We start from the raw sequence: 19,303 nt of genomic DNA on the forward strand, positions 1-19,303 counted from the left end.
TTATTTTTCTGTTTTACTTTCTAAAACTTTTGCAATTTTAGATGATGCAGTATTCTCATTATTGCCATTTACAACCTCGAACCATTCTTTGAGATTTTGCATTGAATGTGCATCTTCTTTATTTATGACCTTACTTATGATTTCTTCTTTATTATTAAGCCAAATTACAGAATTATGGTTTGGCATGCTTTTAAAATGCTGAAACTGATAAATTGTTTTTACTGACCAGTTTTTATTCGTTTGATTTTGCTGGTCATAATTAATAAACACACATGGTTTATTAAACATTCCAAAATCAAAAGCCATAGTTGAACCAACATTCACTACAATTTCTGAATAAAAAGCAGTGCTTACCAGTAATTCAACATCATCAAATGAGGGATAAATAGAGTTCCATTCTTTCGAAGTATTAAAATACCATAATGGCGAAGCCTCTTTAATTAAATCTTTATATTTATTTGTAACCGCATCAAATCTTCCTGAAAAATCAACAGGACATCTTCTTAACAATATTTGGTACTCATCTTGTAAATTTGCTTTTAAAATTGCATCGGCAATATCTTTTAGATAACTCGGATCATCTGGAGATGTTTTAACGTCATCCCCTGAAAAACAGATTATTTTTTTATTTAAATCTAAATTATATCTTTTGTAAAAAGTCTCTTTTTCAATTATATTTTGCTGGTCCTGATAAAACTCAAATTGTGGAGTTCCGGTAACTTGAATTTGGTCTGGAGAAATTTCAGGATAATATAATTTCAATTCCTCTTTCATATATTCTGACCAAACGAAATAATTATCAGCTCGTAAAGCCAAACGTGCTTTAGGCAGATTATCCCAGGAATAAATTACAGTTGATGAAGAAATCCCCAGATCTTCCGCTGCAGCAAATATTGTTGCCGCTTTTAATGCTCTTTGATGTGAACAAAAAATAGCTTTAGAATCTGTTTTCTTCATAACATCTTTAACCTGAACATAAAAAGAGTTTTGCCGAATAGCTTTCTGATATTTTTTTTCTAATCCTAGTATACTGGAATAGCTTTTAAAAAGCAGACTTAAAACTTCGATCGTTTTATAAAAGATCTTATTAGAAATTGTTTTTTGGTTCCAATTCCAATTACTCAATAAAGACGGATTGTTGACTTTCGAATTATTATATCTTAATCTGGAAAGACAAATTAACTCTCTTAAAAACTTTTCTTTTACAGATTCCTTGTAGCCAGGAATTGTAATTTCTTCATCAAAATGAGTGTATTGCTTAATAGCCGTTATAGTCTCAGGATCAAAGTTATGAAACAAAACTAAATCTTGTTTTGAATTATTGAACACGTTAGAATATAGATAATTTCTAATTCCAACTCCATCTGGAAACAGCAATAACACTTTCTCTTTCTTCATTTAGTTTTTGGAAAAAAAGTCATTTAATATTTTTGCTGTAAAAACTCTAGCTCCCGCATCGTTCATATGCCCGCAAGACGAAAAATATTTATCTTCGATCACTACATTTTCGTAATTATGAATTTCCGGATAGGCTTTTTTTACTTTATCAAAATAATTCATCCCTTTAGTATTTTCGCATATTGGGGTCATAAGAGCTATAAAATTGATTTGATTAGCTTTACAAAGCTCTTTAATTTCTTCGTAATATTTATTGTGTTTTAATGGGTTTAAATTGACAATATTATTTTTCATATTGCCATTTTTATGTTTTTCTAAAGGATAATAGCCTAAATTATCTAAAGCATTTGTTTTTCTATCGACAGAAATAAAAAAAGCTTCTCTGAATCCTATTTTACCATCATATTTAATATATCTGTAAAATGGAATATAGTAAAGTTCATTAAAATCAGCTTCATTTGAAAAATGATCTTTGATAACTTCTGAGTTATGAATATAAGGCAGGAATCTAGCGGAAATCCCTTCGGCCTGATGCTCGTTTGACAAATTCAAATCGGCTTCTAGAATGACATTTTTTATTTCGTATTTTCTTTCGATCATTAATTTCAGCATTAATGAAGCTTCAAATAAATGACCGCCACTCATTCCGTAGTTGAATGTTTTTAGCCCTTTGTCTTCAAACATTTGTGCCACAAAGTGGTTGTTTGCTCTTGACGACCCTAAAATAACAACATCATATTTTTGAGCATTGGAATTAAAAACCTTTTCAATTTTTCCGCGATTATTAGAATGCGTAAAAATAAACGTATACAAACCATCTAGTACAAATGCTGTTAAAATAGTTATTGCAACAATTTTTGCTATATAAATTAAAAACTTCTTCATTAAAACTGAAAATATATAAATTCCTTATAATCTGAAAATGTTCCAAACGCCATAATCGCTAAAATTGCCAAGGCTGTTTTGAGTGTTGACCATTTTCCAGAAAGCGGCTCTATTTTACTACGGTTATTCCATTCGATTAAAACAAATATTCCAATCAATAAAAGGAGTTCATAACTATAGCGTTCGTTAGCTAAATATTGAAAACTAAAATCCTTAGTAGTGATAATACGTTTAAGATACAATAACGCATCTGAAATTGTGCGTGCCCTAAAAAATACCCAGGCAACACAAGTAATTATAAAGGTTAAAAATATACTTAGAATTGTTTTTACAGAATCGAAATTTCGTTTTAGCACTATCTCATTTATATTATTTCTGTTGCTGTTTGAAAGAAGTAAAGGCAGGAAATAAACAGCATTGATAAATCCCCAGGCGATATAGGTCCAATTGGCTCCATGCCAAAACCCACTTACAACAAAAATGATAAATGTATTTCTAATTTTCATCCAAAGTCCGCCTTTGCTTCCTCCTAACGGAATATATAAATAATCGCGAAACCATGAAGAAAGTGATATATGCCAACGACGCCAAAACTCGGCAATATCTCTTGAAAAATAAGGATAATTAAAATTGCGTAATAAATCTATCCCAAACAATTTTGAAACTCCCAGAGCTATATCTGAATAACCTGAAAAGTCACCATAAATTTGAAAGGCGAAATAAACCGCTCCCATAATTAATGAAAAAGAATTCATTGAAGTATAATTATCGAAAATTGCATTGGCGTAAGTGGCACAAGTATCTGCAATAACTACTTTTTTAACTAAACCCCATATTATTTGACACACTCCATCTTTCGCCGTTTGAAAGTTAAATTCACGTTTTATTTTTACCTGTGGCAATAAATGAGTTGCTCGCTCGATTGGCCCGGCAACTAAAAGAGGAAAATAGCTGACAAACAATGAATAATCAACAAAATTATATTCGGCCCTAATTCGTTTATAATAAATATCTATAACATACGACAATCCATGAAATGTATAGAATGAGATTCCGACAGGAAGCACAACATTCAGTAAAATTGGACTTGCTTTTAATCCCACAGAAGTTAATAAGTCGGAGAATGAAGCTGCAAAAAAGTTATAGTATTTAAAGATCCCCAGAAAACCCAGATTGACCAATATACTTAGCCAAAACCAAAATTTTCTGCTGTTTTCTGATTTTCCTTTTTCAATTTGAATTCCGGTGTAATAATCTAAAAAAGTTGAGAAAACCAATAAAAAAAGAAAACGCCAATCCCAACAAGAATAAAAATAGTAACTGGCAATAATTAATAAAGCATTCTGCGTGCTTTTGTTTTTATTAAAAACAAACCAATATAATAGAAAAACAATTGGCAGAAAAATAGCAAACGCTATGGAATTAAAAAACATATAGTGTTAAAAAAAAAATTGTTTTGAAAGCAACAAAGAAAAGATTTTTTCCCTTAAAAAGAAGTTTTTAATTTCTATTCGAATTTATTATATAAAACATTAATGCATTGTTTTAATTTTATATTGTTTTAAAAGGGTTAATAATTTAAACTATCAAATCAATTAAACTAAAAATAATTATTTAAATTTCCCACGAACAATCTCTTCAGCCTTTTCCCAATCTTCCAATGTATCAATATTGATGTAAAATTCAGGGTCTGACTCTATAAAAGCAATACTTTCTCCATACAAAGATTTATTCTCCAAAAGAACTTTTGTCTTTGTTATGTAAATATTTCCATCTCTGTGATAAGTAGTTGGAAGTTCTTGTCGTCGACTAATGATTTCTGTTTCTCCTGTAGCAATTTTCAAATTTCCTTTATCATTCATTTCAAATGTCCAATGCGGATTATATATATGTGGCACTTTGAGTACTGAGACCAAAGAATCCGCATCCTTCTCTATAAAATTTTCAATAGCCTTGTCTAAAAAATCAACTGTTCTAAAAGGGCAAGTTACCTGCAAAAGACAAACAGCATCAAAATAAATATCATTAAATTGGTACCATTCTAATGCATGAATGATTGTATCAATTGTTGGTGTTGTATCTTCTGCCAAGTTCATTGGCCTGATAAATGGTGCTTTTATTCCTAATTTTTTTGCTGTTTCAATAATTTCATGGTTCTCTGTCGAGATAATCAACTCTGTAAGTTTTTTTGACTGCAGAGCTATTTCTGAAGTATAAGCCAATAATGGTTTATCATTTAACAGCTTAATATTTTTACCTGGAACTCCCTTTGAACCTCCTCGAGCAGGAATCAAACCTAAAATCCTCATTAGTAAGTAATTGTTTTATGAAACTGCAAAGGTAATTCCTGTAATAAGTCAGCAATTTCATTACCAGCACTTCCATTTCCGTAAATAGATGAAGAAGCAAATTTTCCATTATTAATAGAATTTAATATTGCAGATTCAATTTTCTCTTGACAATAATCAACATCAATGCTATTACCTCCCCTGTCTCTTTTATTTTGTCTAGACCCAATATTTACAACTGGAACTCCTAGAAAGGCACATTCTCTAATACCAACACTTGAATTTCCAATTAAGCACAAACTATGATTCAATAAATGTAAGAAATCTATTCCCTCCATATTCTTAAAAAAATGAACGTTAGGTAATTGATGTTTTTCTCTAAAAGCACGTATTCCTGTTGATGTTCCATCTGCACCAGCGTCTACATTTGGCCAAAACCAAAGTGTGGGAATATCTAATTTATAAATGGCTTCAAGAGTTACTTCAATATGTTTACGCGAATCTTTATATTCTGTTGTTACTGGATGCTGCATTACAACAAGATATCCTTTTGAAAGATCCGGTTTTGCTCCTACACCACCGTATTTCTCATATGGATCAAATAAAAGTTTTTCCGTTTCATTAATAGTCGTTGCTAAATCAATCGATGGACAACCTGTATTAAATACCATTGAAGGGTCTTCTCCTAATTTAATTACACGCTCTTTTGCATTTTCAGAAGCAACAAAATGATAATCAGCTAATTTTGTAATTGCATGACGTACCTTCTCATCAATATTTCCTGTTACCTCACCTCCTTGAATATGTGCCAGAGGAATATTCATATAAGAAGCAGCAATAGCTGTAGCCATTGTTTCAAATCTATCGGCAATTGTAACTACAATATCAGGTTTTAGATTATCAAAAACACTAGATAATTCTAAAATACCTATTCCTGTTGTTTTGGCAGCTGCGGCTAAATTTTCGCCCTCCAGAACATTAAAAACTTTTGCCGCAATATTAAAACCATCTTTTTCTATATAATTAACCGCAGAGCCATATCTATCTAAAAGTGCAGATGCAGCAACTACTAATTGCAATTCTAAATCAGGATGTTTATTGACAGCTTCTAAGACAGTCTTGACACGACTGTATGAAGGGCGCGCTGTAACAACGACAGCAATTTTTCTTATTTGGTTCATGCTAAATCTTCTTCATTTAAAAAGTCCCATTGTTTCATATCAGATTTAAGAGGTCTCCCAATTATATCTTTATAATTGCTGGTTTTAATACCATATCCTGTTGGTTTTTTTGCTTCTAAATCTTCGAAGCTTAGAATATGACCTTTTGGTAAGTTTTTATTAACAGCTAAAGATTTTTCAAAAATTTGTTTCAAAGATAATACAGAATCAACATTGTTTTTATTAACCGGATGCAACAATGATTTAGAAATATTTCTAACTCCTTCTATTAATTCTTTAGCTTCATATAATGTCAATGAAGCTTTTGAATCCGGGCCAAAAAGCCCTCTGTCAAAAACCACATGAAATTCTAAAATAGAAGCGCCTAATGCCGTTGCAGCTATGCAAGTTTCTTTTTTTGCAGAGTGATCTGAAAAACCAACCGGAACATCATAACGCATTTTTAATTCTGAAATAATATTAAAACCATACTGTTCCGGCTGTGTAGGATAAGCAGTCATACATTGCAAAATTGAAAAGCTAACATTTCTTTCTTTTAAAAAAGTGACTGTTTCATCCAATTCGGTATATGAACTCATGCCAGATGATATAATTACTGGTTTACCTGTCCTGGCTATTTTTTCTAAAATTAGAAAATTATTGACTTCGCCTGACCCAATTTTATAACAGCTAATTCCAATTTCTTCTAACCAGTCTACAGCCATATTACTAAACGGAGAACATATAAAATCAAGTCCGATTGTATCACAGTGTTTTTTTATTCCTTTCCATTGATCTAGCGAAAAGCCCATTCTTTTCCAATAGTCAAAACGAGTGTTATCTTCTAAAGAAAACTTAACTCTAAAAGGCTCAAACTCGCTGCTTTCGGCTTCTGCAATATGCATTTGAAATTTTACTGCGTTGGCACCAGTTTGTGCTACAGCATCAATATAAGAATACAACATTCCTAGACTACCATCATGGGCCTGACCAATTTCTGCTATTATATAAGGCGTAGGTTCTTTCAAATACATGTTATACTTTTATTATTTAAATTTGATTTTGCTAAAAAGAAATTCTTTTTAGACTTCATTTTGTTTCGAAGTGGTTTTTCTACCAAAATATATAAAATAGAACTACAATCAATAGAATAAACCTTATAAGAAAAACGACTGTTGGGTCAATAATCTTAAAATATTTATTAATACTATAAGCACTTACTATAGAATAAATTGGATGCTGCAATATGTAAATTCCGTAACTGATTTCTCCTAAAAAAACAAATGCTTTTTTCTTAAACAATCTTGTTAAACTACCAATATTAATAGATAGTAAAATGATTAATGGTATGAAAAAAACTGCCAGCAAACCATTGTGATAGTGCATTTCCATTGGAAACCTTAACGCTAAAGCGATTAATCCAGACAGTAATAAAATAAAAAAATCATAATTTGCCTTTTTATCTTTTAAATACTTTATAAAAAACAATCCTGCCAAATTTCCTATTAAAAATTCATTTAAATGCATTATAGGATTACGATCTAAAAGGAGAAATTCATTATCAAAAAACAAATGATATATTATTTGGCTAAAAATCCAGAATAAAATAATATAGAGAGAAAGCTTTTTTAGTTTTATGTTTTTAAATAACGTATTGAACAGGAAAGGAAAAATTAAATAAAAAATAAACTCTACAGATAATGACCAGCCAGGCGGGTTAATCGTCAAACTTTTGTCTGGAACCCAAGATTGAACCATTAAGATATTTAAAACTAAACCTGAAAAATCCAAATTTTCTGAGCGAATTTGCAGAATAAACATCACTAGGATTGCCAAAAAATATAATGGATAGATTCTTGTAAATCTATTTAAATAGTATTCTTTATTCGAAATAAGCGACTGATTTGAATAGGCTATTATCATCACAAAACCAGACAAAATAAAAAAGTAACTTACAAATACATCTGCATTAAGAAAAATAAAATCTACATATTTATTGTTAAATAAAAAACTTTTCTGACCATAGTGAAATATAACAATTGAAACTGCCGCTAAAAATCGGGTAAAAGTTAACTGTTCTACCCTCATAATTCTAACAAGTTATTTTCTATCCTAAATTTTGCGTTTTTTATAATAATGTTCATCTGGGTATTCCATTTTTCCATAGAATATAAATCAGAGGAAAATTCATATGTTTCAAATTCTCCTTCTAAAAAATCATTTATTGCAACTTCCCATTCTGATACAAAATGAGGTCTTTGAATTAATTTTCCCAACTTCCCATATTGTAAAACTTCCGGAACACCACCTAAAGCAGAAGCAATACAATAATTGCCACAATGTAAAGCCTCGATTAAACTAAGACCAAAACCCTCCTGCCATAATGTTGGAAAAAGATAACAATCTGAAACTTGATAATATTTTGGAAGTTCGTCATTTTTAATTTTACCCAAAAAAACAACTCCGTCTATTTTTATCTCCGAATTACAACCAATAACTAACAAAACAATATTTTTTTGAGGAGTATAAAGTCTATTCCAAACATCTAAAATTAAATGTAATCCTTTTTTAGGTCTATCTTGAGAACACCATATAAAAACTTTTTTACCATCAAATCCCATTTGCCGTTTTAATGTTATTTTCTGATCAAAACTAATTTTAGCGAATTTTTTAGTATCAATACCATTATGCAGAACCGAAAAATAACTTGGCAAAACAGTAATCTGTTTTTTGTGCTCCATATAGCTATCATTTGTAAGTACAATTAATTCATTGACTATTTCATAAAAATCTTTTACTGAGTCTTGTTTAATATGTGGAAAATACCCATGATAAAAGAATTGAATATAACATTGTTTGTCAATGCCTTTTGAAATAAGATATTTTTTTAAAGGCTTCACTATTCCATAATTGTCAACAATTTGGATAATATACTTTTCACTCGGCATAATTAACTTACTTAGTGCCTGAAAATATTCTGTATTTTTTCTTTTAAAAATTTTATGCTGTAATTTGTTCCAAAGTGTAAAATTTACAAAACTATAATTTATACCATTATATAGGTTATCAGGTTTACTGCAAACAATGTAATCTATTTTATGATTACTTCTCAGATAATTAGCGTATAAAGTAGGCCAACTTCCAATTTTTGAAAAAGGCAGTGGCACTTGAGAAATCAAAATGACTTTACAATCAACAAAAACATTTTCCACTTATTTTAATAATTTAAAGGGTTTGTTAAGCCTATTCTTTTTAGCATAAATGTTCTTGTTTTTTTATTATTAACTAAACGTAAAAACAATGAACCTATTTTTCTTGAAAGAAAGCCTATTTTTTTATCTTTTATATCATTAATGTCAATGCCATTAGAAGTTTCCTGAATTAAGTCAGAACAAACATCATTCATCCACTTCTCTTTTTTATTTCCCATATGAAAAGCAAAATTCTCCCTTGTTGCAAGCCTTAAATAACCAAGATTATCATTTGGTGTATCTATGAATTTTGCCTCTACGCCACCTACTATTTTTATAAATGCCGGCTCATTAGTGCCTTTATCAAAAACATCTCTCTTAAGTGTAGCTACAAAATGACCGCATCCCATTACAGCTCTCGCAGAATTAGTTTTATTTTTTAAAACTAAATATTTTTCTAGATGAATAGGTTTATACATTAATTCTTTATTTCCTAAACTCACATCAAATTTATGCATTGCTTCAGGATCAAGCACATTTTCAAATCTCAGTTTACCTTTAAAAAAACCATAAAACCATGTACTTGAAGTATTATTTGTTAAAGCTTTACTGCTAGGCACAGGACTTACCATTCCTGCTTCTGGAAAATTAACAAACACATCTTCAACTGCGGTCTGCCATCCTTGTTTAAATAAAACATCAGCATCTGTAATAGTAATCAAAGGCTCTAAATTGCCTTTAGATGCCGCCAAAATAGCATTTATTTTTCCTAAATTCTCCTTGGAATGAAAAACCTGATCAATATAAATTGATTTCTCAAATTCCGTATCAATAAATTCTTTTACTAAGGGATGGCAATCATTATTATAAATTGTAATTCGTGTTTTTGTATGTATCGTTTTTAATAGGGATTGTAAACATAACTTAAACACCTCAAATGATTCTTCAAAATATCCTTCGAAATGAGGAATATAAACAGGAATTATTACCCTATGATAATTTTCAATTATAAGGTTTTTATTTTCCTTTTCAGGATTAATTCCTATTCTCATAATGCTCTACTAGTTTTTTAATTCCATTTTCTAAAGAAATTGATTCTCTCCCTAAAAGAGTTTTCATTTTTGTAGTGTCAGGACATCTTCTTAACATATCTCCTTCTTCAAGAGCAGGTAAGTAAATAATTTGTGATTTAGAATTTGTAATGGTAATATTTTTTTGTTCCAAATCTAAAACAGCAATTTCAATATCACTTCCTACATTCCCGGCACTTCCGGTTATAAGTATTGTTTTCATTTATTTTAAAAATTATTTAAAAGAAGATAAATATGTATTATCTTGTCAGGAGTTCTTTAAAGAAGTATTATTTTCATTAAAACATGTATTTAGAAAATAAAGAGGTCTAAGGTATAAATTAATTTTCTTTATTCTCAGAGGATTTTCCATCAACTCATTTCTCGTATTTAAAGCGCTGATTAATAATTTTACACGAATCCAGTATAAAACAAAGGGATTTTTTATCCTCATTCTTTTAAAATTCTCATACATTTTTTTCTCAATACCAATATACTTTTTTCTCTGAACTGATAATCGTGCTCCATCTAGATATTCTCTATAAAACGCCAAGGGTTCATTAATGTAATATACTTTATGTCTATAAAACATTCTTTGGTAGAAGTCTATGTCTTCACCCACCATTATACTTTCATCAAATAATAGATCTGACTGGAAGACCTCTTTTCTAATTAAAGGAGTTGGAGACTTCACTACCCAGCAGCCTAATGCATTCCAAAAGACATATCCAGATCGTTTATTTATTTTATTCTGTGCTGCTCCTATAATATTTCCAGTAAGTTCTCCCTTTTCATTCACTACTGCTGCAGATGAATGAACACAATCAACTAAAGGATTTTCCATTAGAACTTTAACCTGTTTTTCAATTTTTAACTTATCCCAAAAATCATCATCATCTAAAAATGCAATAAAGTCTCCTTTGGCTTGTTTTATGCCAAAATTTCTTGCCGATGATAAACCACCATTTATTTTGAAATAATAAGTGCAATTAGAAAATTTAGAACAAATATTCTGAGCATAATGATTCACTGAACCATCATCTATTATCAAAATTTCAATATTTAAATAAGATTGATTTACTACTGATTGAATTGCTGTTTCCAGATATTCTTTTCTATTATATGTCGTGATAATGACTGTTATTAAAGGGGAAATCATTTTTTTAGGAGTTTTGAAACAAAAAATTGAATCAATTTATAAAAATATAAAGCTTTAAGATTTTTATCTATTTGAATCTTTTGAATACTTGAAGTATTTAAAAAATTATCTTTATGAGTCCAAATATAATTTTTTATGTAATGATTTATAAAATGCTCATATTTCTCTGTCTGTCCAAAAAAGTTCAAATAATTTGCTCTTTCATGATAAACCCCTTCTAATTTATGTTTCAATAAAAAAGATGATGTCGACCCTTCATGTCTTCGAAAAAAATTCAAGTTTTTATTTAAAAATGCAAAAGAGCTATTTTGAAGTAAATATGACCAAAGAAAAATATCCGAGCATAATCTATTATCAAAAACTATTGCTGGAATGGAAAACTTTGGTTTTCTAAAGACCACAGAACTCCCATTCGTTATATAAGTATCAAAAGGCATACGTTCAAAAAAAATCTTTCCATCAATAATTTTAAAAGCATTTTTTTCAACAGCTAAATCTTGTGTTCTTTTGGTTGAATCGTAAATAGTTCTATTATTTTCGACATAATTGCTTGAGCAAAAAGCTAAAGCAGTTTCTTTATTAGAATCTAAAATCGTAACTAGTTCTTCTAGAAATTTTGGTTCACAAAAATCATCAGTCTCTGCAATCCAAACATATTCTGTGTTGGCCAATTCAATTCCTTTTTTCCATGAGAAATAACCGCTTCCTGAGTTTTTATCGTTTATAATATAATGCTTCACTTTAAAATCAGTATTTTGCTTCAAAAAGTCTGAAATTATCTGTGTACTGTTATCTTTAGATTGATCATCAATTATAATCGCTTCCCATTCTTTGTAGGTTTGATTAAGAATACTATTCAATCTCTCCAATAAAAATTCACCATGATTATAGCTTGGTAATATTATAGAAACTTTAGACATCAAATCTAAATTTAGTTTTTAATTTATACATTTTTAATTTCAATATCTTGTAATTTAATATATCAAAAGGCCTATTAAGTATGTTAAGTATCCAAAGTTTAAAAGGTACATTTTTATAATAAAGACATAATTCTAGAAATTTTTTTAGTGCTAATGATTCTAAATGACTGTTTTTGTTAAAAACTCCTTTTGGGAGTTTACTTTTGTATAAATCATGAAATTTAATAATTCCTTTTATAAAATCTAAGTTTGTATTCCCATTAGAAAAATGTTCTATTAGAATTTGATCAGAAACTATAATCTGATATCCTTTATCTAAGACATCAATACTAATACCTAAATCATAACAATGAAAACCAGAAATTCTTTCATTAAACTCAACTGCTGTGCTTTTTTTTAAAGCCATAAAAACACCATCTATTCTGCGACATTTTCTTCATTTCTTTCTCTAAAACCCAATTTAACATATCTTGACGGCTTATAAGGATAGTGTTGAATCAAATTCATGTTCAAAAGTTCTTCTTTTGTATGCCAAAATGCGCTAGGATATTTACTTTTATATTTTGCGCCTGCAACTCCAATTAATCCTAATTTTAAATTTGATTCAAATGTATTAATAACTATCTGTCCCCAATTCAGGGTATGAAAAATGACATCTTCATGGACAAACAGCAAATATTCGTATTTTGATTTTTGAATTCCTTTATTGTAAGCTTTCGTAATTGATAAATTCTCTATCGAATTATCAATCCTTATAATTTCATAGTCTAGTATTCCAATGGTTTCTTGAATGCTTTTATATACTTTATCGTAAAGATGTATATTTCTAGAGCAGATAATTATCGAAATCATATTTTTCTGGTTTACGAAAGATTTAAAGATTACTTATTTTTAGTTTTGAATTGTAAAAATTTCTTAAAAATTTTTTCTCCCAATCTTAGCATTCCAATTTTTTTGAATATTTTTTTCATTATTAATCCAAACTGATAACTGTTTGATTTTTTAATTGCGCTCAAGTTATTGCGAAACAATTTAGCCGAATTAAAATGTCGTGTTATTAAATCAACTGAAAACTTATGGTATTGATCGTAAGTCAATATTTCTTTTAACGAATCTAGAATTTTAATTTGATTATCATCTGCGCCAATTGTATTCATCCTTCCAGACGGATTAATCCTATAATACGCTAATGGCAAGTCTATAAAACGATAATTAGGATTGTTTTTAAAAATTTTAATCCACACAATCCAATCTTCTTGGGCTGATAAATTTTCTGAAAATTTTATGCTCTGAAATAATTTTATATCAAAAAAGCCACATTGTAATTGAATTGAAAATAGATTATACAAAAAATTATCAAACGTAAATGATGCTTCATTGAGCTGACAAAAAGCTGGTAAAATTTCTTTAGAATCAGAAGATATCATTTTAAAGTTTGAAATCACTAATTGTGTATTTCCTTCAACAGATTTAAGCATTTCATTTACAGAAAACTCTATTTTTTTATCATCTAAAAGATCATCTGAATCTAAAAATTGAATATAAATTCCTGAAGCTTTTAAAATACCAAAATTTCTTGTACTGCTTACACCGCTATTCTTTTTATAAAAATATTTGAATCGACTGTCTTTAATTTCCCATGATCTGGCGATTTCTTCTGTTTTATCAGTACTCCCATCATTAACAATTATACATTCCCAATTACTATAAGTCTGGTTGTAGACAGATAGCAGAGTTTCATTAATAAATTTGTCCTGATTGTAGCATGGTATTATAATCGATACTTTGGGGTTTTGCATTGACATCTTTTATATTTTGATTTAATCAAGTAATAATGATTTATATTTTTCTCTAAAATTTTCAATTCCAAATTTATTTACTCCATATTCTTTTGCATTGTTTGAAAGCAATAGTCGCTCTTCATCATTTTGATACAAATAAATTATTTTTTCAATAAATTTATTTTCAATATCCTTAAGAACTAATTCATTTTCAATCAAAAAACCATTAAAATTATCCATTAAATGCTCACTAATGCTGCCTACATTAGTAGAAATAGGAATTACTCCATACATCATTGACTCCATAATTACCATTGGAAATCCTTCTCTATAAGAAGTTATCAAAAGAATATTTATCTTACTATACCATTCCTTCAAAATATTTTCATCTTTAATTTCTCCTAAATTGATTATACCCGCATTTTTAATAGCTTTTTCGTTTTCTTCAAAATTAGGACCAGCCATAACAAATCGAATATTAGGATAATACAATTTCATATTATTTGCGATTTCTAAAAACATCTCAGGTCTTTTTTCTTTAGCCCACCGACCAACAAATCCAACGTAAAAAATATTAGATTCTTTGACATTATGACTTTCTTCCAAAGTTTCTATACCATTAGGAATAATTTGAATTCTTTCATCGAACTTGGACAAACTTTTAGATTTATATAAATCCATGTAATCCTCCTTTGTTTTGAAATTAATTACGATCCTTTTATCTAAATTTTTGACATATGGTAAGCTGAAAATTTCAATGCCTCCTTTGTCTGGCTTAATGAATGCATGGGTAAGATCATATTTTTTAATTGTTTCGTTCAAATGAGGTATTAGTTCATAATAAAACAATGAATGACAACCAAAAACTGATTTTAAATTTTGACAGCTATTAATTTTACTTATCAAAACTTTGGTAAATATTTTTTTTACAAGATAATTTCTATTTAGAAAATCATATACTTCATAACCATTTGCATATTTAAAAAATTGTTTTTTAAAACCCTCTGAGTAAGATCTGTCAGTAAAAAAGATATAATTTTCAACTTCATTTACCGCTTTAACAATATTTAAATGTACTTTTTCTGCTCCGCCAGTATGATAATAAGGAAAGAAGAAAATAACTTTAGCTCTTTTAATTTTATTCAATTCGAAAACTATGAAAGAAATAAGTTTCAGCAATGCCTTTACTTTCAAAAAAAACAATCTTATTTTAGATTTATTATTCACTCTTTAGTTTTCTATTTTTTTTTAAAACGTTGCTTTCTGTTCCTAATATTTTTTTTACAATTCTAAACTGTAGTAAGAACAAATTATCTCTTTTTTATGTAGGACTCTTTTATTGCAGATGCTATTTTCCGTATATATTTAAAATCTATTTTTTTCTTTACTTACTTTATTGAATGCTTTTTTGAATCCTAGCAAATATTCTGAGTTTCTAAAATAATAAAACTCCGAAAATTCGATCCACGATGAATGCCATAAATGAACTGTATAGGATTCGGTATATATATACTTTTTATAATTTTTAAGATCCTTTTTGTTTTCAAAAGGAAATGGGTAGAAATAGGGATAATGACACTAACTACGATCTTTGAAATTTCATCTCTTATTTTTTTTCAGATTTTCTTTGACATTAAACATGTGATCTCTTCATAATTAAATTATCTGAAAGTTTCTAATTTTTTTTCAATTTTATTACCAATACTCTTGTTTGACTTAATAACTCTTTCTTCTAATCTCTCTATTAATAATCTTGAATTCTCTTCATTCAGCATTCTTCTACGGATATAATAGAGTAAATAAAGCTTATAATCTTCTTTAGGAATATAATACTTTCTAAGTTATCTAAGGCAGATATTGTATATTCTAACATATGGGAAAAACTTTTAGTCATATTATTATCATGACTACGATAGTAAGCTAATATTTCATCAATAAAAACTGCATGAACATTTTTTTGAAAAAAAATAACCACATTAACCAATCTTCTTTCGCTTTCAAATCTGTTGGAAAACGAAAATCTAAAAATAAAGCACTACTTAACAAACCACAATGTATCGGAATATTAAATCTAAAATCCCACCCATATAATATCTGATTATATTCTAGACAATCTTGATTAATTGACCATGACTGGTTAACCAATCTTTAGGATAATCTTTAAACATTTTAAAATGAGTAATGATAATATTGAATAATAAATGGTATTTTATGGAAGCAAGTGATTTACTTATTTTCTGAGAATCCAAACAATCATCAGCGTCTAAAAACTGAATATAATTACCTTTTGCAACATCCAATCCAGCATTTCTAGCACTACTTAAACCACCATTTTCTTTATAAATGTATTTAAAACGCGAATCTTTTATAATCCAGTTCTCGGCTACTTCCTCGGTATTATCTGAGCTGCCATCATTAACAATAATACATTCCCGATTTCTACAGGTTTGATCAAATACAGATTGTAAGCTTCATCCAAATATTGGGCTTGATTGTAACAGGGAACAATTATGGAAATTAAATTATCCATTTTCTAAATTCTTTTTGGACGAATTAATATATGAATTTTCTAAAACAGAAATATATTTATCAATATTTCTTGTTTGTAAAACATCCTTAAACTGAGACATTGATAATGATTCTGCTTTTTGCTTATCATTTAATATTTCAATACTAAAATCCACAAAATTATTTAAGTTCTTAAAATGTGGATAAATCTCATTGTATGGATTGAATGGCTTCGCAAAAAAATCCCAACAAATCAATGGGGTTCCTGTAGTACAAATATCAAAACCAGCATATCCAGCTGGTCTATCATTATTATATCCTTGAAACCACGACAAATCTATATTTTCATTAATAGTTGTCTCTAAGATATCTTCCTGATGTCCCCGAAAAAAAACTTTTTCTGTAATTCCTAATCGTTCTAAGTATCCTGTCATTTCTTCTATTATGGGATCGCCGTTTCCAAATACATGTAATTCAACATTTGGCATTTTATCAAGTAACAATTGAAAAGCATAAAAAAAAGGATCTAAAGGTTTGTTTTTGTTTAATCGTGTAAATATTCCAATTTTCTTTACTGATTTTTCATTGAAATTCCATTTCTTTTCCTTTACATTGATTTTCATTAATAGAGGAAAAAAAGTGTGCTTAATATTTTTAAACTGACTATATTCACCATCTTCCTGTTTAAACCCTGAAATAAAATGATAGGGATAATCAAAATCATATAAGTCATATAAACGAGCATCTTGAAACTTAGCGCTCATAGAATGAATCAAACTTTTCTTTTTGATATTTTCTGGCACACTATGTATAAAAGTATATTCGCCCATCCAATGAATTATTTCAAATTCATTTAGATAAGAAAACAACGACGAATTGTATTTGCTTTTCTTTCTTTTAAATTTTCTCCTTGTGATTTTATGGAAAATCATTTCCCATATTGATATATTTTTATTTTCTAAAAATGGATCTATAAAATTTATTTTTGTCCCTAGAGCTTCATGTCTGCTTTCATAATAACGTTCTTTCCAATTAGCAGATATTGATTCTTTTTCTTCAAGACACAAAATAGTTAAATTGAATTTGCTTTTATCAAGTGCTGAATCGATTTCATAAGCAAATCTTTCTGCTCCAGCTCTATAAAACACCTGAACTACAAATAATACTTCAATCTTATTCATTTATTATTTCATTACAAATTTTTATTACATCAGTATTCGTTAATTCAAAATATAAAGGCAGACGTAGTAATCTTTCTGAGTAATAATCTGACCATCTTAGTTCCAAAGCTTTGTTATATTTTAAATAATATTCACTTCTGTGCAAGCTTAAATAATGAAAAACAGCTTGAATTCCATTTTTTTTCAGACGAAAAACATATTCATTCCTTTTTTCCAGAGATTCAAAAACCAAATAAAACATATGAGCATTGTTTGTCGCATAATTTGGTATTTGTGGCAATTTAAAATTACTGTTGGTATTATTTAAACGCTCATAATACTGTTCCCAAATTGCTTTTCTTCTTTCCTGTATCTTATTTAACTGCTTTATTTGCGCCCAAAGGAATGCTGCAATAACTTCAGATGGTAAAAATGAGGATCCAATATCTACCCAGCTATACTTGTTCACTTCGCCTCTAAAAAAAGCAGAACGATTAGTTCCCTTTTCCCATATAATCTCAGCACGGTTAGCAAATTGCATATCATTAATGGCTAACATTCCGCCTTCTCCCGAAATAATATTTTTGGTTTCATGAAACGAAAAAGCAGCTAAATGCCCTATCGTTCCTAGAGCTTTTTTTATACCGTTTTTTCCCGTGTAAAAACTGTCTACAGCTTGAGCGGCATCTTCTATAACAAATAAATTGTATCGATTAGCCAATTCCATTATAGTATCCATATCGCAAGCCATACCTGCATAGTGTACTGGAACTATAGCTTTGGTTCTAGGTGTAATTAAAGCTTCCAATTTAGTGGTGTCTATATTTGGATTCTCTTCACTTGAATCAGCAAAAATGATCTTTGCTCCTCTTAGCACAAACGCATTCGAGGTAGAAACAAAAGTATATGAAGGAATTATAACTTCATCACCGGGCTCAATATTTATTAAAATAGCAGCCATTTCTAATGCATCTGTACAAGATGTTGTTAACAAACATTTTCCGAAACCATACTTCTGTTCAAAAAACTGCTGACATAATTGTGTATACTTTCCGTTTCCTGATATTTTTCCGGAAGCTACTGCATCCTCAATATACTGTGTTTCTTTGCCTGTTAAATATGGTTTGTTAAAATTTATCATTATCTTATAAATCGTACTGGACTGCCTATATATAAACCTTTTTTATCAATAGATTTTATGACCAGTGATCCGGCTCCTATTTGGGTTTTAGCTGTAATATTAATATTATCTATTATTGTCGAATTAATTCCTAAAAAACATTGCTCTTTGATTGTTGTAAACCCTGCAACTGCAACTCTTGGCGATAAAAAAGAATGACTTCCTATAATGGTATCGTGTGCGATTGTACAGCCAATATTTAAAACTACATTTTCTTTAATGACTGCTTGAGCATCAATAATACAACCAGGATAAATTACTGTGCCTTTTTCTACTATTGCTGTTGAATCTATCAAAGCTGTTGAATGTATAATTTTACCAAAAGGGATTTTTGCCTGAAATTTTTCGAATATTATTTTCTTTTCTGCCAAATGTTTATAGCCAATACCAATTAACAACTCATCAAATTTTTTCAATTCAAAAGCTTCTTCAATATCTTTCGTTTTACCTATCACTGGAATATTGTTTACTATTTTTTCTTTAGAAAAGTCATCAAAAAATACCACATTACTATAATGAAGATCAGACAGAGCATAACGGGACAGTTGCTGTCCTAAATCTCCTGAACCAATGATGGCTAATGTTTTCATATTAATTGTTCAG

20 protein-coding genes are annotated in these 19,303 nt (G+C 29.0%); all 20 read right to left on the reverse strand.

Annotated elements, in window-relative coordinates; translation table 11 throughout:
- A complete protein-coding gene (locus BKM63_RS02875) occupies positions 1 to 1,398 on the reverse strand; it encodes a hypothetical protein (RefSeq protein WP_071635171.1) in 1,398 nt (465 codons plus the stop codon).
- Positions 1,399 to 2,283, reverse strand: a complete 885-nt coding sequence (locus BKM63_RS02880; RefSeq protein WP_071635172.1) for a hypothetical protein — start codon at positions 2,281 to 2,283, stop codon at positions 1,399 to 1,401. It lies immediately after the preceding gene.
- Positions 2,283 to 3,716: an MBOAT family O-acyltransferase gene (locus tag BKM63_RS02885; protein ID WP_071635173.1), complete on the reverse strand. Its 1,434-nt coding sequence runs from the start codon at positions 3,714 to 3,716 to the stop codon at positions 2,283 to 2,285. The genes BKM63_RS02880 and BKM63_RS02885 overlap by 1 nt, the downstream gene beginning before the upstream one ends.
- A gap of 177 nt (positions 3,717 to 3,893) precedes the next feature.
- Positions 3,894 to 4,592 carry a cytidylyltransferase domain-containing protein gene (locus tag BKM63_RS02890; protein WP_071635174.1) on the reverse strand — a complete coding sequence of 233 codons (699 nt, stop codon included), beginning with the start codon at positions 4,590 to 4,592 and terminating at the stop codon, positions 3,894 to 3,896.
- Complete coding sequence (gene neuC / locus BKM63_RS02895) at positions 4,592 to 5,752, reverse strand: UDP-N-acetylglucosamine 2-epimerase (protein WP_071635175.1); 1,161 nt, start codon at positions 5,750 to 5,752, stop codon at positions 4,592 to 4,594. Before neuC ends, BKM63_RS02890 begins: the two co-directional genes overlap by 1 nt.
- Entirely contained in the window at positions 5,749 to 6,765 is a 1,017-nt protein-coding gene (locus BKM63_RS02900; RefSeq protein ID WP_071635176.1) for an N-acetylneuraminate synthase family protein, read from the reverse strand. Before BKM63_RS02900 ends, neuC begins: the two co-directional genes overlap by 4 nt.
- 79 nt (positions 6,766 to 6,844) lie before the next feature.
- Complete coding sequence (locus BKM63_RS02905; protein ID WP_071635177.1) at positions 6,845 to 7,819, reverse strand: acyltransferase family protein; 975 nt, start codon at positions 7,817 to 7,819, stop codon at positions 6,845 to 6,847.
- Positions 7,816 to 8,943 carry a glycosyltransferase family 4 protein gene (locus BKM63_RS02910; protein WP_071635178.1) on the reverse strand — a complete coding sequence of 376 codons (1,128 nt, stop codon included), beginning with the start codon at positions 8,941 to 8,943 and terminating at the stop codon, positions 7,816 to 7,818. The genes BKM63_RS02905 and BKM63_RS02910 overlap by 4 nt, the downstream gene beginning before the upstream one ends.
- Positions 8,944 to 8,948: 5 nt before the next feature.
- The gene (locus tag BKM63_RS02915; RefSeq protein WP_071635179.1) at positions 8,949 to 9,974 is read right to left on the reverse strand and encodes a glycosyltransferase family 2 protein; all 1,026 of its coding nucleotides are present in this window, start codon (positions 9,972 to 9,974) and stop codon (positions 8,949 to 8,951) included.
- Positions 9,958 to 10,215 (reverse strand): hypothetical protein, encoded by a 258-nt coding sequence (locus tag BKM63_RS02920; protein WP_071635180.1) that lies wholly within the window; start codon positions 10,213 to 10,215, stop codon positions 9,958 to 9,960. The genes BKM63_RS02915 and BKM63_RS02920 overlap by 17 nt, the downstream gene beginning before the upstream one ends.
- 45 nt (positions 10,216 to 10,260) lie before the next feature.
- Positions 10,261 to 11,151, reverse strand: a complete 891-nt coding sequence (locus tag BKM63_RS02925) for a glycosyltransferase family 2 protein (RefSeq protein ID WP_071635181.1) — start codon at positions 11,149 to 11,151, stop codon at positions 10,261 to 10,263.
- Positions 11,148 to 12,071, reverse strand: a complete 924-nt coding sequence (locus BKM63_RS02930) for a glycosyltransferase family 2 protein (RefSeq protein ID WP_071635182.1) — start codon at positions 12,069 to 12,071, stop codon at positions 11,148 to 11,150. Before BKM63_RS02930 ends, BKM63_RS02925 begins: the two co-directional genes overlap by 4 nt.
- Positions 12,064 to 12,477 carry a hypothetical protein gene (locus BKM63_RS24025; RefSeq protein ID WP_071635183.1) on the reverse strand — a complete coding sequence of 138 codons (414 nt, stop codon included), beginning with the start codon at positions 12,475 to 12,477 and terminating at the stop codon, positions 12,064 to 12,066. The genes BKM63_RS02930 and BKM63_RS24025 overlap by 8 nt, the downstream gene beginning before the upstream one ends.
- An 11-nt stretch (positions 12,478 to 12,488) precedes the next feature.
- On the reverse strand, positions 12,489 to 12,923 hold the full coding sequence (locus tag BKM63_RS24030) for a glycosyltransferase (RefSeq protein WP_071635184.1): 435 nt from the start codon (positions 12,921 to 12,923) through the stop codon (positions 12,489 to 12,491).
- 29 nt (positions 12,924 to 12,952) lie between these two features.
- Positions 12,953 to 13,876 (reverse strand): glycosyltransferase family 2 protein, encoded by a 924-nt coding sequence (locus BKM63_RS02945; RefSeq protein WP_071635185.1) that lies wholly within the window; start codon positions 13,874 to 13,876, stop codon positions 12,953 to 12,955.
- A 15-nt stretch (positions 13,877 to 13,891) separates the two neighbouring features.
- Entirely contained in the window at positions 13,892 to 15,046 is a 1,155-nt protein-coding gene (locus BKM63_RS02950; protein ID WP_123907039.1) for a glycosyltransferase family 4 protein, read from the reverse strand.
- A gap of 911 nt (positions 15,047 to 15,957) precedes the next feature.
- Positions 15,958 to 16,278 (reverse strand): glycosyltransferase family 2 protein, encoded by a 321-nt coding sequence (locus tag BKM63_RS23410; RefSeq protein ID WP_347511954.1) that lies wholly within the window; start codon positions 16,276 to 16,278, stop codon positions 15,958 to 15,960.
- A 96-nt stretch (positions 16,279 to 16,374) separates the two neighbouring features.
- Positions 16,375 to 17,541 carry a glycosyltransferase family 1 protein gene (locus tag BKM63_RS02960; RefSeq protein WP_071635188.1) on the reverse strand — a complete coding sequence of 389 codons (1,167 nt, stop codon included), beginning with the start codon at positions 17,539 to 17,541 and terminating at the stop codon, positions 16,375 to 16,377.
- On the reverse strand, positions 17,534 to 18,661 hold the full coding sequence (gene rffA, locus BKM63_RS02965) for a dTDP-4-amino-4,6-dideoxygalactose transaminase (protein ID WP_071635189.1): 1,128 nt from the start codon (positions 18,659 to 18,661) through the stop codon (positions 17,534 to 17,536). The genes BKM63_RS02960 and rffA overlap by 8 nt, the downstream gene beginning before the upstream one ends.
- Positions 18,661 to 19,290, reverse strand: coding sequence for an acetyltransferase (locus BKM63_RS02970; RefSeq protein WP_071635190.1), 630 nt, complete (start codon positions 19,288 to 19,290; stop codon positions 18,661 to 18,663). The genes rffA and BKM63_RS02970 overlap by 1 nt, the downstream gene beginning before the upstream one ends.
- Positions 19,291 to 19,303 lie beyond the last annotated feature (13 nt).

The sequence above is a fragment of the Flavobacterium johnsoniae genome, from assembly GCF_001879205.1.
In the GTDB taxonomy this organism is placed as follows: domain Bacteria; phylum Bacteroidota; class Bacteroidia; order Flavobacteriales; family Flavobacteriaceae; genus Flavobacterium; species Flavobacterium johnsoniae_A.

Excerpts from the sequence above, each read along its gene's own strand:
- BKM63_RS02880 (WP_071635172.1), bottom strand. The coding sequence starts at position 2,283 with ATGAAGAAGTTTTTAATTTATATAGCAAAAATTGTTGCAATAACTATT.
- BKM63_RS02905 (WP_071635177.1), bottom strand. The coding sequence starts at position 7,819 with ATGAGGGTAGAACAGTTAACTTTTACCCGATTTTTAGCGGCAGTTTCA.
- BKM63_RS02890 (WP_071635174.1), bottom strand. The coding sequence starts at position 4,592 with ATGAGGATTTTAGGTTTGATTCCTGCTCGAGGAGGTTCAAAGGGAGTT.
- BKM63_RS02885 (WP_071635173.1), bottom strand. The coding sequence starts at position 3,716 with ATGTTTTTTAATTCCATAGCGTTTGCTATTTTTCTGCCAATTGTTTTT.
- BKM63_RS24025 (WP_071635183.1), bottom strand. The coding sequence starts at position 12,477 with ATGGCTTTAAAAAAAAGCACAGCAGTTGAGTTTAATGAAAGAATTTCT.
- BKM63_RS02945 (WP_071635185.1), bottom strand. The coding sequence starts at position 13,876 with ATGTCAATGCAAAACCCCAAAGTATCGATTATAATACCATGCTACAAT.
- BKM63_RS02925 (WP_071635181.1), bottom strand. The coding sequence starts at position 11,151 with ATGATTTCCCCTTTAATAACAGTCATTATCACGACATATAATAGAAAA.
- BKM63_RS24030 (WP_071635184.1), bottom strand. The coding sequence starts at position 12,923 with ATGATTTCGATAATTATCTGCTCTAGAAATATACATCTTTACGATAAA.
- BKM63_RS02875 (WP_071635171.1), bottom strand. The coding sequence starts at position 1,398 with ATGAAGAAAGAGAAAGTGTTATTGCTGTTTCCAGATGGAGTTGGAATT.
- BKM63_RS02920 (WP_071635180.1), bottom strand. The coding sequence starts at position 10,215 with ATGAAAACAATACTTATAACCGGAAGTGCCGGGAATGTAGGAAGTGAT.
- rffA (WP_071635189.1), bottom strand. The coding sequence starts at position 18,661 with ATGATAAATTTTAACAAACCATATTTAACAGGCAAAGAAACACAGTAT.
- BKM63_RS02915 (WP_071635179.1), bottom strand. The coding sequence starts at position 9,974 with ATGAGAATAGGAATTAATCCTGAAAAGGAAAATAAAAACCTTATAATT.
- BKM63_RS02900 (WP_071635176.1), bottom strand. The coding sequence starts at position 6,765 with ATGTATTTGAAAGAACCTACGCCTTATATAATAGCAGAAATTGGTCAG.
- BKM63_RS02930 (WP_071635182.1), bottom strand. The coding sequence starts at position 12,071 with ATGTCTAAAGTTTCTATAATATTACCAAGCTATAATCATGGTGAATTT.
- BKM63_RS02970 (WP_071635190.1), bottom strand. The coding sequence starts at position 19,290 with ATGAAAACATTAGCCATCATTGGTTCAGGAGATTTAGGACAGCAACTG.
- BKM63_RS02960 (WP_071635188.1), bottom strand. The coding sequence starts at position 17,541 with ATGAATAAGATTGAAGTATTATTTGTAGTTCAGGTGTTTTATAGAGCT.
- neuC (WP_071635175.1), bottom strand. The coding sequence starts at position 5,752 with ATGAACCAAATAAGAAAAATTGCTGTCGTTGTTACAGCGCGCCCTTCA.